The following is a 17344-nucleotide window of genomic DNA, read 5'->3' as shown; positions in this document are numbered from 1 at the left end:
GTGGGAGTGTGGGGATGGGGCTGCGACGGCGATCCGCTCGATGATCCGCCGGTCGCGGCGCCGCGAAGTTCGCGTCCCTTTCGGCATGCGGCTCGGGAGCCACCGACGATGGCCCCGTTGACCGGCAACGTACCGGGCGGGTGCCGGTCCGGGGGATCTGGTTCTTATCCGACGCTGTCGCCCGACATCGCGGCCTCGACTTTCGGAATCGATTCCCGCGCAGAATATTCCATCAATCAGGGCCGAACCTCCGACGGCGGTCGTGCGGTGCGCCTTCTCGGCTCTGTTACCCTGGCACTCGTGACTGCCGGGTCGGCTGTAAGCCGTACACAGACGGGGTTCCCGGCCGCGCGGTGAGCGTGGCGCGGGCCAGAGGCCCGCCCTCCGAACGCATCCCACGATCTCTCGGGACTGCGAAAGGAGGTGAAATCAATGTCCTCTCATGAGGTTTCGCTTGCCGTATGGCAGGCATTCCAGGATGGGCACGAGGTCGGCGCCGTCGTCGACGCGACCGTGGTATCGGTTGTTCCGTTCGGCGCGTTCGTCGAGGTCGCGCCCGGAATTCATGGCTTGCTGCACAAGGATTCATGGGACCGGACCCCACAGGTCGGTGAGTCGATGCCGGTTCGCATCGCAGAATGGGGACCGCCGCGACTGAGCGTCGCTCCCGCCCGGTAACACCTGGTGTGGGGCCAGGTTCGGACCGGCCCCACACCAGCAATCGTATGCGGTCACAAAACCGAGCTACTCGGACAACCAACCCCGTCACCCACCAACACGGCGCTATACACGCCAACCCCCTTGGCGCAACTCCTCTAGGCGCCGGCGAACATGTCGACGCCGATGCCGAGGATCGACTCGGGGTCGTAACGACGTTTGCGGGCGACCAGTTCGGGCCAGCGGTCGCCGTACTCGGCGGCCCAGTCCGCCGTGGTGAAGTCTTGGGAGTCGGCGGGGTATCGGACGGCGCCGAGTGCGCGTGCCCGCTCGTACATCTGGCGGTTGCGGGTCAGCCAGTACTCGACGTAGGCGGGGTCGGGGCCCGGACGTAGCGAGGTCCGCAGCACGCTCAGCGTGTGGTAGAGATCGCTGCCGTCCGGGTCGGGCAGCCGGAACATCGGGTTGGACACTCGGGATCGCCGCACCGTTTTCAGGTCCATCACGCCGAGACCCATGATCTCGGGCGCCCATTCGGGAAATTCCGCGGCGATGAAGTCCGCGGCGACCGAGTCGGGCAGCATCACGTCGAACCAGGGCTTGAGCAGCTGGTCGTAGCCGAGGTTCACGAGCGGATCGACCAGGGCGTCGCTGCGGAGCAGATACGGCAACCAGTTGTAGTCCTCCTGGATCGCCAGCACACCGGGGATGGTCCCGCCGCGCAGATAATGTCCGCCATCGGGTTCGGCACCGGGTTCGAAGTACTTCGCGACCGTCACCAGCCGCACCGGGCCGGTGGACCCCGGCAGCCATTCCGAGTGCACCTCGTCGAGCTCACCGCGCAGGGTGAACAGGCGAGTGTCGGCGACATGATCGGCGGTGGAGAGGTAGTTGAATCGCCACTCCCGCACCCGTGTCGGCGCGGGGATCAGCGGGATGGTGGCGCGAACGATCACGCCGAACTGACCCAGACCGCCCAGCACCGCCTCGAACAGATCCCGGTTCAGGGTCGCGGAACAGGTGCGCAGGGTGCCGGTGCCGTCGACGACGTCGAGTTCGAGCACGTTGTCGGTTTGCAGCCCGAAATGGACGTTGGCGCCCGCGCCGCCGACCGAGAGTGTGCCACCCACGGTCAATTTGGTGATCGTGGGGATCACCGGTGGCGTGCGGCGACGCGCGTTGTACGTCGCGACGGCCAGGTCGCCCCAGAAGATGCCCGGATCCACGACGACGTGATCGTCGGATATCTCGTGAATCGCTGTCAACGAACGGGTTTCGATCGCGAGCCCGTCGGTCAGGGACTGGCCGTGGGTGGCGTGGCCGTCACCGCGCGCGCTCACCGGGATCCGCCGCTGACAGCAGAACCGGATCATCTTCTGGATGTCCGTGGCCGAGCCGGGACGCAGAACGGCCGCGGGCATCCTGCTGACGATCTGGCCGCGGTCGGTGGACATACCGGCGCGAGCGCCGTTGTCCAGGAGAAGTTCGCCGTCCAGCTCCGGCACATCGTCGAACGGGGACTGCGCCGCGGCGGTGCCGTGGGTGATCCACTGGCCCGCCACGATGTCGAAGCCGATCACCGCGGCGGTGCCCGCGAGCATTCGACGTCGACTCATACCGCTACGGTCGGGATTCGGTTCGGTCGAGGAAATCTCGGACAATCCAGCTCTCCGTATCGCGAATATTCTTGTCTGACAACATGTTACGGATATCACAGGCGACAGCCGGTACCGTCGCCACCCCTACCCCGACCCCTACCTGGGCTCGCCTCTCGATGGCGCGGTCGGACGCGGGTGCGGGACCTGTTCGAGTACCGGGCCGCTATCCGAGGTATCGCGATCGGCTCGGCCGCTCATGGCGGATCGCAGGGGTCGCACCAGAGTTCCCCGGCAACGGGGTCACCGCTGTGATCAGTTGAACTGGGGCGAAAGAAGCTGTCCGCGAGGGTCTCTGCTCGGTAACCGCGACGGCCGGTGCCCCGAACTCGCTGAAGCGTCCACCTCTCCCGTCCCCACTGTCACCGCCACTGTCGCCAGCGACGCGAGGGTCGCGAGGGAGGCACCGGCCAGCGCGAGATAGCCGCCGGAGAGCGTGATCCGACTCCACGACAGGATCATTGTCGCGACGAAGGCGATCGTCACGACGGCGTCGATCGCGACCACCCCCACGATCCATACCCCCTCGCCGACCACGCGGCTGCCCCACGCCGTGACGATCGCGGCGACGAAGCACAGTGCTCCGATGAGGTAGAGCAGCGGGGTCGACAGGCCGTCGTCGAGTTTCCAGAGGTCTGCCGCGAGCGCGAACGACGCTATGCCGGAAACTACGTTCGCCGCCGCGGCGACCTGGACGACACCGCGTTTCAACAATGGCGACCTGCTCGAGCCGTCGCTCGGGCTCAGTTCCTTGGTGGACATACGAGGCTCCTGATCGGTAGGAGAAACGGAGGTTCGCGGCCGTGACCGGTGGTGGGATTTCGAGCGATCGCAGTCCATGCGCTCACCGCGCTCGAAGGCTGGGTTCGCCCTTGCGGTACCGGCGCGCTCACGGTGCGCGCCGTGCCCGGAAACACCTCGACGGGGCCGCGAATGAGTGATCCGCGGCCCCGCCCGAGGGATGCGGTTATGCCTGTGTCGGTGAAGGCGCGGGCTCGGCGATGGTCTCGGGGATCGGTGTCGAAACGGTCGGACCCATCGGAAGGGCAGCCAGGACTACGGGGATGCACGCGATGGCGCTGAACCAGAACACCGTGTGCAGTCCGTCGAGCCAGCCGGTGGTGACCGACGTGGTGATCGCGGCGAAGGCCGCGATGCCCAAGCCGCCGCCCATCTGGCGCGCGGTGGTGCTCATGCCGTAACCCGAGGCGAACTTCTCCTCCGGCACCGAGGTCGCGGCGGCGCTGGACACCGCCGTCATCACCAGGCCGATGCCGAGGCCGAGGAGCAGGCCGACCGGGAACCACACCGTCCAGAAGCGCGGCGTCTCATCGAGTAGGAGCGCGAAGAGAACCGCCGAGACGCCGAAGCAGAGGGTGCCCGCGATGGTCGCGAGGCGCGCGATGTCGGGGTGCTTGGACTTGCCGACGATGGCCGCGCCGACCGCCGCGGTGAAGGCGCCGGGAGTGTTGGCCAGACCGGTTTCCCAGACGGAGTAGTTCCAGACGAGCAGGGTCCACAGCGGGGTCGCCAGGAGCCAGGCGAACATCACGATGCCGAACAGGAAGGAGACGGCGCTCGCCGAGGCGAAGGTGCGATTGCGCCACAGGTCGACCTCGAAGGTCGGCACCGGCGTGCGCATCGAGCGCAGGATGCCCAGCGCGAGGAACACGAGCCCGCCGAGGGTGCAGCCGAGGAAGGCCGGACTGGTCCAACCCCATTGGCCGCCCTGGGTCAACCCCACTACCGCCGCGCCGACGCCGACCGCGACCAGGATGGCACCGATCGGATCGGGCCGTACGGAGGAGGGAACCTTGATCTCGGGCAGCCAGGCGCGGCCCGCGATCAGGGCGAAGATACCGACGGGGACGTTGATGAGGAAGATGGCGGGCCAATCGAAGGCCGACACCAGGAAGCCGCCGACCGCGGGACCGAACGCCGCGGACACCGATGCGGCGCCTGCCCATGCCGCGACCGCCGCGACCCGCTTCTCCGGCGGATACGCGCCGAGAACCAGGCCGAGCGCGGCGGGAATCATGCCACCCGCCGCCATACCTTGCAGTGCGCGAGCGCCGATGAGGACTTCGATGGTCGGCGCCGCGGCGCACAACGCGGACGCGACGGTGAAGCCGAGCAGCGACCACAGGAACACCGTCTTGCGGCCGATCAGGTCGGCATAGCGGCCGACCGGGGTGAGCACCGCCGCGAAGAACACGGCGTAGCCGCTCACGACCCAGGACAGCGTGGAGAGCGACGTGTCCGAGAAGTCCTCGGCGATGCTGCGGAACGCGACGTTCACCACGGACATGTCGAGGAACGCCACAAAGGTGGCCAGCGCGGTGATCAGCAGAACGCGACGGGGCTCCACCGCGGACGGCGCTTCGGTCGACGTCTTGTCAGTCATCGTTCACCTGTCCGATCGTCGCACCGCCCGCGCGGGTGCGCGGTGGAGGGGAAAACGTTCATGACGACCTCTCAGTCTAGTAATGAACCGAACGTTCGTACGCATCTATTTACGCACGGGTGCTCTGGACATGCAAGCGGTGCTGCCTCGACTGCCGTCGGGTGCTCCAGCTGGCCGCACGATTGTTCGGCTATCGTGGGTGATGGGTACGCGCGACAACGGGCGTATCGGACTTTTGTCGGGAGAGGAGTTCGGGTCGATGAGCGATATCCAGACCGCGCGTGGGCAGGACACCCGCCGTGCCATCCTGCGAGAGGCGGTCCGGGTCGGTGCGGTCGAGGGGCTGGACCGGCTCACGATCGGGCGCCTGGCAACCTCGCTCGGTGCCAGCAAGAGCGGCGTGTTCGGGCTGTTCGGTTCCAAGGAGGAATTGCAGCTGGCGGCGATCGAGGAGGCGAAGGCCGAGTTCATCGCCTCGGTGATCAGCCCCGCGTTGCGTCAGCCGTCCGGCCTCGTCCGGTTGCGCACCCTCTGTGAAGCCTGGATCGACCATCTCAACGAGGACATCGGTTCGGGCGGCGCGTGCTTCTTCCTGTCGGTCGGATCGGAATACGGCGCACGGCCGGGACGGGTACGCGACGCGATCGTGTCGGTCTGGCAGCAGTGGCACGAGTTTCACCGCCAGACCGTGATCGAGGCCAAGCAACTCGGCGAGATCTCGGCCGAGACCGACCCGGCTCAACTGGCGTTCGAACTGGCCGCGATCGAGCGGGCCGCCGCGTCCGACATGATCCTGCTCGGCGACCCGGCCGTTTTCGACCGCGCGCGCGTCACGATGCTGCGGTTGCTGGGCGAATGCGCCATCGGTGGGGACCGCGCGCCGGCCCTGATCGGCTAAACGGTGTTGGCCCGCTGCGGAATATGAGCCGCGAGCGCCTTGACGGCTTCGGCGGCGAGCACGGCGTGGCCCGACATGTTGAAGTGGATCCGGTCGTTGCTCATCACGTCGGGGCGATGTCCGACCGAGTGATGCCACAGGTCGATCAGGATCGCGTCGTGCTCGGCGGCGATTTTGCGCACCAGTTCGTTGAGCCGCGCCAAACTGCTCCGAAAGCGCACCATCGACTGGTCGGGAAAGGCGTCGGCCAGGGTCATTGTCATCGTCTGCGCGCCGACGCTCTTGCCTGCCTCGAACAGTTCGGTGAGATTGGCCGCGATCGCCGCGTAGTCGGGGGTATCGACCATCAGGTCGTTGCCGCCGCACGAGATCATCACCAGATCCGGCTTGAACGCCACCATCAGGTCTTTCTGTCCCTCGACGACTTCACGTGAGGTAGCCCACGGGGTGCCGAGGTTCATGTAGTTGATGGGGCCGACCGCCATCGCCAACGTGTCGGCCATTCGGGCGAACGAGGTGAGCCTGCGGTAGCCGCGGTAGGGCGCGCCGAGGCCGATGGCGGTGCTGTCGCCGATGACGGCGAGCCGCCGCCACGGGGCACCGTCGAGCATCGCCGCGGCGCTGGCGTCATCGATGCAGTCGGGGTCGGTCTCTTCTGTCCAGGTCTGCGAGGTCATTTCCGGCCCTGTCTCCCCTTGGCGTCCGATTACGGTCGTATGCGCGCTGAACGAACGATCGTTCTTATTTACGCACGCACCTGTGGAAGTCGTCAAGTCGGTCATGTCGCCGAGACGAACGCTACCCCGGTCGACGGCAGGTGGCCATCCGAACGGTTGTGCGGCGGGTAGGGGAGTAGCTAGGGGTTCCAGCGCGTGCCAGGTCCGTTGACGATGGTGATGTCGGCCGTCGGAGTAATCGACGGCGAACGCGCAAGTCGGAGTGCGATCCACGCGAAGTCGCGTCGGAATCGGCGAACCGCGAATCACATCGTTCATCGGAGGAGACGCGCAATGGCGACCGAAGAGGAGCTTCGGGCATACCTGAAGCGAGCCGCAATCGACTTGCATCGCACCCGGCAGCGTCTGCAGGAGGTGGAATACCGGTCGAGCGAGCCCATCGCTGTGATCGGCATGGGTTGCCGGTATCCCGGCGGTGTCGAATCCGCCGAGGATCTGTGGCAGATGGTCGCCGACGGTCGTGACGTGATCTCGGAGTTTCCCACCGATCGCGGTTGGGACGTGGACGGTCTCTATCACCCCGACCCCGACCACGAAGGGACGTCGTACTCTTCGCACGGCGGATTCCTGGGCGGCGCCGCCGATTTCGACGCGGCCTTCTTCGGTATCAGCCCCCGTGAAGCCCTGGCGATGGAACCGCAGCAGCGGCATATGCTCGAAGTCGCCTGGGAGGCGCTCGAACGTGCGGGCATCGACCCGAATACTCTGCGCGGCACCGATACCGGTGTGTTCGCGGGCATCATCGAGGTCGAATACGGCCCGACCATCATGGACGACCGCAGTGGTCTGGCGGGCTGGTTGCTGATCGGCCGGACCTCCAGCGTCGCGTCGGGCCGGGTGGCCTATTCGCTCGGCCTCGAGGGCCCCGCGGTCTCGCTGGACACCGCGTGCTCGTCGTCGCTGGTGGCGATCCATCAGGCCGCGAATTCGCTGCGGTCGGGCGAATGTTCGTTGGCACTGGCGGGCGGCGCGACGATCATGCCGACACCGGAGGCGTTCATCGCCTTCTCCCGTCAGCGCGTGATCTCGGCGGACGGGCGGGCCAAGGCGTTCGCGGCCGCCGCCGACGGCACCACCTGGTCCGAAGGTGTCGGACTGCTTGTCCTGGAACGACTCTCGGACGCGCAGAAGAACGGCCACCCCGTCCTGGCCGTGTTGCGCGGATCCGCGGTGAACCAGGACGGCGCGTCCAACGGTCTGACCGCGCCGAACGGCCCGTCGCAGCGGCGGGTCATCGAAGCCGCGCTGCGCAACGCCAAGATTCCCGCGTCCGGCGTCGACGTCGTCGAGGCGCACGGCACCGGTACCCCACTGGGTGACCCGATCGAGGCGAACGCGCTGCTGGCCACCTACGGCCAGGACCGCACGACGCCGCTGCTGCTCGGCTCGATCAAGTCGAATATCGGTCACAGCAGTGCCGCGGCCGGTGTGGCGGGCGCGATCAAGATGATCATGGCGATGCGGCACGGGACGGTGCCACCGACCCTGCACGTCGACGAGCCGTCGCACCAGGTCGACTGGGACGCGGGTGCGGTGGAACTGGTGACCGAGGCCACGCGGTGGCCCGAGGTCGACCGTCCGCGCCGGGCGGCGGTGTCCGCCTTCGGTATCAGCGGCACCAACTCCCACGTCATCTTCGAACAGGCGCCGGACACCACCACCGAGGAGAGCGAGCCCGAGGCGGCCGGTGTCGCGCAGGTCGAGCCCGCGGCGACGGCATGGGTCGTCTCCGCGGCCACCGCGCCCGCGCTGTCCGATCAGATCGCCCGGTTGAGCACCTTCCTCGACGATCACCCCGAGTACTCGCCCGCCGACATCGGGTATTCGCTGGCCACCCGGCGCGCCAGGTTCGCCCATCGCGCGGTGGTGCTCGGCAGCACCCGCGAGGAACTGATCGCGGCGCTGAAGACGGCCGGTGCGGTCGTCGAAGACTCCGCGACGTCCGATTCCGGGGTCAACGTGGCGGTCGGTGTGGCGGGCAGTTCGGCCAAGACCGCGGTGATGTTCCCCGGCCAGGGCGCGCAGCGCGTCGGCATGGGACATGCGCTGTACGAGCGGTATCCGGTGTACGCCGCAGCCTTCGACGAGGTGTGCGCGCGGCTCGACCCCGCACTGGGGCGTTCGCTGCGCGAGGTCGTCTTCGCCGAGCCCGACACCGACGAGGCGGCGCTGCTCGACCGCACCGCCTTCACCCAAGCGGCGTTGTTCGCGGTCGAGGTGGCGCTGTTCCGGTTGGCCGAGAGTTTCGGTGTCCGACCGGATCTGGTGCTCGGACACTCGATCGGCGAGATCTCGGCCGCCCACGTCGCGGGTGTGCTGTCGCTGGACGACGCGGCCACCCTGGTCGCCGCGCGTGGCAGGCTCATGCAGGCGCTGCCCGAGGGTGGCGCGATGCTGTCGGTGCGCGCGGACGAGCAGGCGGTGCTGCCGCTGCTGTCCGGCCGCGAGGCCGATGTGGCCATCGCCGCGATCAACAGCCCGTCGGCGCTGACGATCTCGGGTGCGGCCGCGGTCGTCGACGACATCGCGGCGGAGCTGCGCTCGCTCGGACACACGGTCAAGCCGCTGCGGGTGAGCCACGCGTTCCACTCGCCGCTCATGGAGCCGATGCTCGCCGAGTTCGGCGCGGTCGCCGCGTCGCTCACCTACCAGCGGCCGTCGATCCCGATCATCTCCAATGTCACCGGCGCGGTCGCCGAGCCCGAGCAGCTGTGCACCCCGGAATACTGGGTGCGCCACGTCCGCGAGGCGGTCCGCTTCGCCGACGGCGTGCGCGCCGCGCATGATTTCGGCGCGACGGTGTTCCTCGAGGTCGGCCCCGGCGCGAGTTCGACCACCCTGGTCGACGAGGTGCTCAACGACGGTGTCGACGAGGCCGTCGCCGTGGCGACCTCGCTGCTGCGACCCAAGCAGGACGAGCCGATCGCGTTCTACGCGGGTCTGGCCGCCGCGCACGCTTCGGGCACCGCGGTCGACTGGACCCAGGGCGTCGATGTGCGCGCGGTCGCGCAGGTCGACCTGCCGACCTACGCGTTCCAGCACCGGCGCTACTGGCTGGACAAGCCGACCGGGACCGGCGACGTCGCGGGCGTCGGCCTCGGCGTGGTCGATCACCCGCTGCTCGGCGCGAAGATCACGCAGGCGAGCGGCGGCGACGATGTGCTCCTGTCCGGCCTGTTGTCGACCAGGGCCCAGCCCTGGCTTGCCGATCACGTGGTCGGCGGTTCGATCCTGGTGCCTGGCACCGCGTTCGTGGAGATCGCCCTGCTGGCCGGTGGCCAGCTCGGCGTCCCCCGGATCGGTGAACTGGTGCTACAGGCACCCCTGGTGTTGCCCGAGCGGGGTGGCGTCGAGGTGCAGGCCGTGGTCGGTGGTTCCGGCGACGACCGGCCCATCACCATCTACTCGCGGCCCCAGCAGCTCGACGACGAGGGCGAGCAGGCGGAGTGGACGGTGCACGCCACCGGCTCGCTGGTCGTCGACGACATACCCGCGGTCGTGACGGCGGAGTCGGCCATCTGGCCCGTGCCCGGTGCCACCCCGGTCGAGATCGGTGATCCTTACGCCGAACTCGCCGACGCGGGCTATGGCTACGGTCCGGTGTTCCAGGGTCTGCGCGCGGTCTGGCAGCGTGGCGAGGAACTGTTCGCCCAGGTGGAACTGCCGGAGCAGGCGCGCGGCGCGGCGGGAGCCTTCGGGATCCACCCGGCGCTGCTCGACGCGGCGTTGCACGCGATGGCCGTCGCCGGTGGCGATACCGACGGCGACCAGATCCGGTTGCCGTTCGCGTGGGAGGGCGTCACCCTGCACGCGGTCGGTGCCACGGCGGTGCGCGTTCGACTCGCCGCCACCGGCACGGATCGGATGTCGATCACCGCGGTCGACGCGGCGGGCGCACCGGTCGTCACGGTGGACGGGCTGTCGCTGCGGGCGATGTCACGTGACGCGCTCGGCGGGTCCACGAAGACGGCCGCCGCCGAGGGGCTGTACGCGCTCACCTGGGTACCGCAGCCGGTTGTCGAAGCGGCACAGGGGAACTGGGAGCACTACGCCGACGTCGAGAACGAGTACGAAGAGGTGGTCACCACCGCGAGCGCCAAGGCCGTTGTGCTGCGCTTCGGCGGCGACACCACCGACGTGCCGGGCCCGGACGCGGTACGCGCCACGGTGACCACGGTGCTGCGGCGGGTACAGGACGTGCTCGCCGACGAGCGCAACACCGATGTCGGCCTCGTGGTTGTCACCAGCCACGCGGTCTCGATCGAAGGCGCCGAGGCGATCGGTGACCTGGCGGTGGCGCCGGTGTGGGGCTTGCTGCGCAGCGCGCAGGCCGAGCAGCCCGACCGTATCCAGCTCATCGACGTCGACGACGCGGACGACTACCGCGCCGCCGTCGCCGCGACGCTCGGCGGTTCCGAGGGGCAGGTCGCGTTCCGGCGCGGCGTGCCGCACGTACCCCGCCTCGCCCGTCCCGGCGCGGACAGCGCGGCCGGATCCGCCCTGGTCGGTACCCGGCCATGGCTGCTGACCTCGCTCGGCAAGGGCACGCTGCACGGCGACAACATCGTGCTGGTCGAGAATTCCGACAGCGAGCCCTTGCAGCCCGGTGAGGTGCGGGTGCGACTGCGGGCCTCCGGCATGAACTTCCGCGACGTACTGATCGTGCTCGGCATGTACCCGGACCCGGACGCGCCGATCGGCGGTGAAGGCGCGGGCATCATCGTCGACGTCGCCGACGACGTCACCGAATTCGCCGTCGGCGACAAGGTGATGGGCCTGTTCTCCGGACTCGGATCCACCGTCGTCTCCGATCAGCGCATGGTGGCCGCCATGCCCGAGGGGTGGACCTACGCGCAAGCGGCGGCCGTCCCCGCGGTCTTCGGCACCGCCTACTACTCGCTGGTCGATCTGGCGGGCGTGCGGGCGGGGGAGTCGCTGCTCATCCACGCCGCCACCGGTGGTGTCGGCATGGCGGCGACCCAGCTGGCCAGGCACCTCGGGCTCGAGGTCTACGCGACGGCCAGCGAGCCGAAGTGGAAGACCCTGCGCGAGATCGGCTACGACGACGCCCATATCGGGAACTCGCGCACCCTCGACTTCGAACAGAAGTTCCTGGCCGCGACCGATGGGCGCGGCGTGGACGTGGTCCTCGACTCGCTGGCAGGCGATTTCGTCGACGCGTCCCTGCGGCTGCTGCCGCGCGGCGGTCGGTTCATCGAGATGGGCCAGACCGACGTGCGTGATCCGGAGAAGATCGCGCAGGAGTATTCCGGTGTCGCCTACCGCGGATTCGTGCTGATGGAAGCCGGACCCGACCGGCTGCACGAGATCCTCACCGAACTGGTGGCGCTGTTCGCGTCCGGTGCGCTGGAACCACTTCCGGTCACCACCTGGGACGTGCGCCGGGCGCCGGAGGCGTTCCGCTTCCTCAGCCAGGCCAGGCACGTCGGCAAGAACGTGCTGACGATTCCGGCCCTGCTCGATCCCGAGGGCACGGTGCTCGTCACCGGCGGTACGGGCGTGCTCGGCGGGGAGATCGCGCGCCACCTGGTGCAGGCCAGGGGTATGCGTCACCTGTTGCTGACCAGCCGCAGTGGTTCGGCCGCGGCCGGTGCGAGCGAGTTGCGCGAGGAACTGATCGCGCTCGGCGCCGATGTCGAGATCGCCGCCTGTGACGTCGCCGACCGCGACGCGCTGGCAGCGCTGCTGACCGACATCCCGCAGGCCCACCCGCTGACCGCGGTCGTGCACACGGCGGGCGTGACCGATGACGCGGTGTTCGGGGCACAGACCCCGAAGAGTGTGGAGACCGCGCTGCGTCCGAAGGTCGACGCCGCCTGGAACCTGCACGAGGCCACCCGGGACCTCGGGCTGGCGGAGTTCGTGCTCTACTCCTCGGTCGCCGGTGTGCTCGGCGGTCCGGGGCAGGCGAACTACGCCGCCGCCAACGTCTATCTCGACGCACTGGCCCAGCACCGGCAGCGACTCGGATTGCCCGCGACCTCGATCGCGTGGGGACTCTGGGCGCAGGCCAGCGGCATCACCGCCGAGCTGTCGGACATCGACCGGGCGCGTATGCGTCGCGACGGCATGATCGGCATCGACACCGCCGACGGTGTGGTCATGTTCGACAACGCCCTGTCGACGGGTGCGGCGCTCACGGTGGCCGCGCGGCTCGATCTCGCGGCGATCAGGGCCGCGGGCGCCGATGATCCGACACTGCTGCCGCCGCCGCTGCGCGGTCTGCTGCGGGCCGCGCCTCGGCGTGCCGGTGGTGGCGCGGGGGAGGCGGGCGAGTCCTCGTCGCTGGCGAAGAGCCTGCTCGCGATGAGTCCGGTGGATCAGGAGCGCACGATGCTCAATCTGATCAGGTCGCATGCCGCCGCCGTGCTCGGGCACGATTCGCCCGACGAGATCGGGCCCGGCCAGGCGTTCACCGACCTCGGCTTCGACTCCCTCGGCGCGGTGGAGTTCCGTAACCGGCTCAAGTCGGCGACCGGGCTCAAGCTGACCACGACGGTGGTGTTCGACTACCCGACGCCGGCCATCCTGGCTCGGTACATGTGCGAGGAGATCGTCCCGGCCGACGCGGCCGCGGCGCGCATCCTCGCCGAGATCGACACCATCGCTTCGGGTTTCACGGCAGCGGCACTGAGCAGTGCCGAGCGGACCGATATCGCCGACCGCCTCGACGAACTCCTGCGCGCCGTGCGGGGCGAGGAAGACGATGCCGTGATCTCCGAACTCGGCAGCGCCGCCGACGACGAACTGTTCGAGTTCTTCGACAACGACCCCGCGAGCCTGGGGTAGGTCGGCCGCCGCCGCGTCCCGGGCGTCACAGCGGGCGGCAGCGGCACAGTTCGTCAATTCATCCCTGACCCGGCGTCGTCGACGAGACGGCGCCGGGTCGTCAGAAAGGAAATACCGACCTCATGCGAATGCGACATCATGGTGCCGCCGGAGTGATGCGCACTGCACCGGGAGTGTGGCGCCGACGACTGACGGTGCCGGGAACTCTGCTGGTGTCCGCGTTGGCGGTCATCACCAACGTGGTGGCGGCACCGACCGCCGTGGCGAAGCCGGGGGTGCCGATCGCGAGCGACCGCTGTACCGCCGCCCAGCGCACCGAATCGCTGCGGGCCGACCAGCAGCGCGTGTTCGACCTGCTCGGTCCGCTGCGGACGCTGAACGGCCCGGAGGATCTGGCGCCGCTGGCGGCCGCGGGCACCTACGGTCCCGACTCGCACGGCTGGGTGCAGTACGAGCGGATGGGTGTGGCGCTGCTCGACCTGAATCAGGCACTGCAGATCATCGGCAAGCAGATGCCCGGTATGAACCCGGGCCGCGACACCGTGGTCAGCGGCAAGCCCGCGGGGTTGTTCTACCGCTCACGACAGACCGGCTTCGACTATCACGACGCCGTGACGCCCGCGTTCCCGTACGACCTGGTCGGCTGGTTCTACGCCGGTGTCTACACCCCCGGTGAGACCCCGACCGAGGTGGGACTGTGCATGTTCCGCGGCGACTGGGCCTTCCACGAGCGTGGCGTGCACACCTTCCCCAAGTTCGACATGCACATGATGCCTCCGCAGGAGGACTACCTCGGTCAGAAGCGGGGCGACACCCCGCTGCCGGGTGGGTCGACGCCGTCCGGGCTGGTCCATCCGCGCGGCTGGGACGTGCACATCTTCCTCGACCCGACGAACCCCACGACGCCGGTGGCCTCGGACCTGAGCCCGTTCGGCGATATTCCCGGTGTGGTCGGCGGCATGGACACCGCGTTCCCGTACCCGGTCTGGCCGGACGAGCTCGCGGCCGGTGCCGATCCGCATCCGGTCACACCCGGTATGACCTCCGGGCACAGTCACAATTGATCGGAGTGCCAATGACACAGCCGGACAACGTCACCGTACTGATCGTCGGCGCGGGCGGGTGTGGGTTGTCCACGTCGATCTTCCTCTCCAATCTCGGCGTGGATCACCTGCTGATCGAGCAACGTGGCGAGACGTCGCGGCTGCCGAAGGCCCATTACCTGAGCCAACGGACGATGGAGCTGTACCGCCAGCACGGGGTCGCCGACGCGATCACCGCCGTCGGCGCGCCACTGGACAAGTTCGGCAAGGTGGTGTGGCAGACCTCGCTGACCGGCCGCGGCCCCTACGACGGCAAGGTGCTCTACGAACTCGACGCCTTCGGGGCGGGCTCGCTGAGCGAACGCTACGCGGGCGACAGCCCGGTCGATTCGACCAACCTGCCGCAGATCCGGTTGGAGCCGATCCTGCGTGAACTGGCGGAGCGGCGTGCGCCCGGTCGCGTCCGGTACGGGTGCGAACTGCTCGACTGGGTCGACGAGGGCTCGACGATCGTGGCCAGGCTGCGCGACGCCGACGGCGTGGAGTCGACGGTGCGCGCCAAGTACCTGATCGCCGCCGACGGCGGTCGCACCGTGGGCCCGAGGCTGAAGGTGAAGATGGAGGGGTGGCCGAAGTTCCACCAGGTCACGACGGCGCATTTCTCGGCCGACCTGTCGCGCTGGCAGCACGACGGCGCCCTGATCACCTTCTTCATCAACCCCGAACTCGCCGAGTTGTCCGGCGCGATGCTGGTGCAGATGGGCCCCACCTGGGGCAAGTTCTCCGAGGAATGGGGTCTGCACTTCACCGCGGCCGCCGACGATCCGGCCCGCACCCGCAAAGACGCTCTGCTGCAACGGATTCGCGATGTGCTCAAGGCGCCGGACCTGCCGATCACCCTGCACAAGGTGAGCAGCTGGACCGTCGACGCGGTGCTCGCGGCGAAGTACCGGGTGGGCAATGTGTTCCTGGCGGGCGACGCGGCGCACCGCATGCCACCGGCCGCGGGTCTCGGCCTGAACACCGCCATCCAGGACGGCCACAATCTGGCCTGGAAGATCGCGGCCGTGGAGTCGGGGCGGTCGCAGGCCTCCCTGCTCGACAGCTACGAATCCGAGCGGCGCCCGATCGGCCGGGACAATCTGGACTGGGCGCTGGGCATCCTGAAGAACACCGAGCTGATCACCGAGAACGCGCTCGGTTTCGGTCCCCAGGTGCCGCGGCTGGTGCGGCCCGCGTTCTTCCACGTGTACTTCGAGGATTCCCGTCGTGGCGCGACGACAAGGGCGCGCGCCGGTGAGGTGTTCCGCACCCACCGGGTCGACTGCCAGGCGCACGACATGGAACTCGGCCTTGCCTACGCCGAGGGGGCCCTCACCCCCGATGGCACCACGGCACCGCCGCGCGCACCGATGGGCGATATCTACCACCCCACGACGCGGCCGGGGCACCGGTTGCCGCACGCGTGGTTGGACAAGGACGGCACCCGGCTGTCGACCTTGGACCTGGTTCCCCGCGACCGCCCGGTGCTGCTGGTCGGTCCCGGGGGGCAGCCGTGGCTGGACGCCGCGCGTGAGTTCGGCGCCGACCCCGCCGACCCCACCGCCCCGTTCGTGGTCGCCGTGATCGGCGACGGCGGCGCCTATCGCGAGGACGGCGCCTGGTCGCGGGTCCGCGAGATCGCCGACGACGGGGCGATGCTGGTGCGCCCCGACCATCACGTGTGCTGGCGCAGTCTGAGCGGGAACGACAATCCGGCGGCCGCGTTGCGCGCCGCCTTCGCGAACATAGGAGCAAGTGGATGGCGATGACACGCCGACGCAACCGGGCCAACTGGCGAGTGCTGGCGATAGTTCCGCTGTTCGCGGGGTTCGTGGCGGTCACCGGTGGGTCTGCCGGGTCGGCGCCGGTCGGCGGTGGTTGCGGGGCAGACCACTGGGTGGCGACCTGGATGGCCGCGCCGTCGGATTCGGCGTCGCTCGGCGACTTCTCCTTCGATCCGATCACCTCGGTGGGTGACCAGACCTACCGCATGGTGATCACGCCGCATCGGGCGGGCGCGACCCTGCGCGTGCGTCTGACCAACCGGCTCAGCCCCGCCGAGGTGACCTTCACCTCGGTGACGGTCGGCAAACAGGCCGGGGGACCGCGGGTCTCGTCCGACTCGCTGCGGACGGTGACCTTCGACGGCGCGTCGTCGGTGACGGTTCCGGCGGGCGGCGACGTGGTCAGTGACCCGGTCGCCCTGTCGTTCGGTTCGTTCGAACCGCTGGCGGTGAGCGTCTACGTTCCCGGCAGCTCGCGCGCGCCGACCGAACATCTGCAAGGCATGGCGACCAGCTACTACGGTTCGCCGGGCACCGGTGACCGGACGCACGACCTCGGCGGTGGATCGCTGGACCGCACAACGACTTCGGTGCTGTACGTCTCCGGTGTCGACGTGCTCGCCCCGGCTTCGGTGTCGACGCTGGTGGCCTTCGGCGATTCGATCACCGAGGGTTTCGTCGGCAGCGGTTACTCCGAGGTGCCACAGTCACCGGCGGCCGTCGACCAGAATCTTCGTCCGACCGACTTCCTGCAACGTCGACTCGACGCCGCGGGAATCCCGGTCTCGGTGGTCAACTCGGGTATCTGGGGCAATCGGCTGCTCGACGACGCGTTCCGCACCGTGCCGCAACTCGGCCCACGTGGCCTGACCCGGATCCAGCCCGACGTGCTCGAGGTGGCCGGAGTCACCGACGCGATCGTCATGTTCGGCGCCAACGACTTCGCGATCCCCGAGTGGGCGACGACCGCGGAGATGATCGCCGGCTACACCGAGGCCGTGTACCGGTTGCGGGCCGCGGGCATCCGGGTGGTGCTCGGTACCAACCCGCCGCTGAAGTACTCGCTGCTGGCGGGCAATTTCGCACCGTTCGCCGATCAGCGCAGGGTCGAACTCAACGACTGGGTGCGCACACAGCAGATCGCTGACGGCGTCGTCGACTACGACGCGTTGCTGGCCGACCCGAACGCCGACGCGATCATCCTGTCGCAGTACCGGGGCCTGGACAACCACGTCGGCCCCGCGGGTTACGCCGCCATGGCCGACCTCATCGATATCGCCGCGCTGCGTGGCAGCGGCTGCGGCAACTAGGAGC

At 68.9% G+C, this 17344-nt stretch carries 9 protein-coding genes and 1 pseudogene; 6 read left to right on the top strand and 4 right to left on the bottom strand.

Annotated features, from left to right (window positions below):
• Positions 1–432: 432 nt before the first annotated feature.
• Positions 433–678: a S1 RNA-binding domain-containing protein gene (locus JZ792_RS24910; protein WP_109527119.1), complete on the top strand. Its 246-nt coding sequence runs from the start codon at positions 433–435 to the stop codon at positions 676–678.
• Between the two features lie 137 nt (positions 679–815).
• Here JZ792_RS24910 and JZ792_RS24905 read toward each other — a convergent pair whose 3' ends face one another.
• The 3 genes from JZ792_RS24905 to JZ792_RS24895 form a co-directional block, all read right to left on the bottom strand.
• Positions 816–2273, bottom strand: a complete 1458-nt coding sequence (locus tag JZ792_RS24905) for an FAD-binding protein (RefSeq protein ID WP_216913943.1) — start codon at positions 2271–2273, stop codon at positions 816–818.
• 294 nt (positions 2274–2567) lie between these two features.
• Positions 2568–3074, bottom strand: coding sequence for a hypothetical protein (locus JZ792_RS24900; RefSeq protein ID WP_216913941.1), 507 nt, complete (start codon positions 3072–3074; stop codon positions 2568–2570).
• 205 nt (positions 3075–3279) lie between these two features.
• A complete protein-coding gene (locus tag JZ792_RS24895) occupies positions 3280–4716 on the bottom strand; it encodes a DHA2 family efflux MFS transporter permease subunit (protein WP_216913939.1) in 1437 nt (478 codons plus the stop codon).
• Between the two features lie 259 nt (positions 4717–4975).
• On the opposite strand from JZ792_RS24895, the gene JZ792_RS24890 reads away from it, so the two are divergent.
• On the top strand, positions 4976–5614 hold the full coding sequence (locus tag JZ792_RS24890; RefSeq protein WP_216913937.1) for a TetR/AcrR family transcriptional regulator: 639 nt from the start codon (positions 4976–4978) through the stop codon (positions 5612–5614).
• On the opposite strand, the gene JZ792_RS24885 is transcribed toward JZ792_RS24890, so the two are convergent.
• Positions 5611–6291, bottom strand: a complete 681-nt coding sequence (locus tag JZ792_RS24885; protein ID WP_216913935.1) for an SGNH/GDSL hydrolase family protein — start codon at positions 6289–6291, stop codon at positions 5611–5613. The genes JZ792_RS24890 and JZ792_RS24885 overlap by 4 nt on opposite strands.
• A 339-nt stretch (positions 6292–6630) precedes the next feature.
• Between JZ792_RS24885 and JZ792_RS24880 the strand changes: the two are divergent.
• The 4 genes and pseudogenes from JZ792_RS24880 to JZ792_RS24865 all read left to right on the top strand — a co-directional run.
• Positions 6631–13161: pseudogene (locus JZ792_RS24880) on the top strand (SDR family NAD(P)-dependent oxidoreductase); the annotation flags it as partial.
• Positions 13162–13316: 155 nt separating this feature from the next.
• Positions 13317–14225 (top strand): hypothetical protein, encoded by a 909-nt coding sequence (locus tag JZ792_RS24875; protein WP_216913931.1) that lies wholly within the window; start codon positions 13317–13319, stop codon positions 14223–14225.
• Between the two features lie 11 nt (positions 14226–14236).
• Positions 14237–16015, top strand: coding sequence for an FAD-dependent monooxygenase (locus tag JZ792_RS24870; RefSeq protein WP_216913929.1), 1779 nt, complete (start codon positions 14237–14239; stop codon positions 16013–16015).
• Positions 16006–17340, top strand: coding sequence for a GDSL-type esterase/lipase family protein (locus JZ792_RS24865; protein WP_254190305.1), 1335 nt, complete (start codon positions 16006–16008; stop codon positions 17338–17340). Before JZ792_RS24870 ends, JZ792_RS24865 begins: the two co-directional genes overlap by 10 nt.
• The last annotated feature ends 4 nt before the right edge of the window (positions 17341–17344 follow it).

The organism is Nocardia noduli, assembly GCF_019038455.1.
GTDB lineage: Bacteria > Actinomycetota > Actinomycetes > Mycobacteriales > Mycobacteriaceae > Nocardia > Nocardia noduli.
Note: the sequence above shows the minus strand (reverse complement) of the source record. Positions and strands in the feature narration are given on the sequence as shown.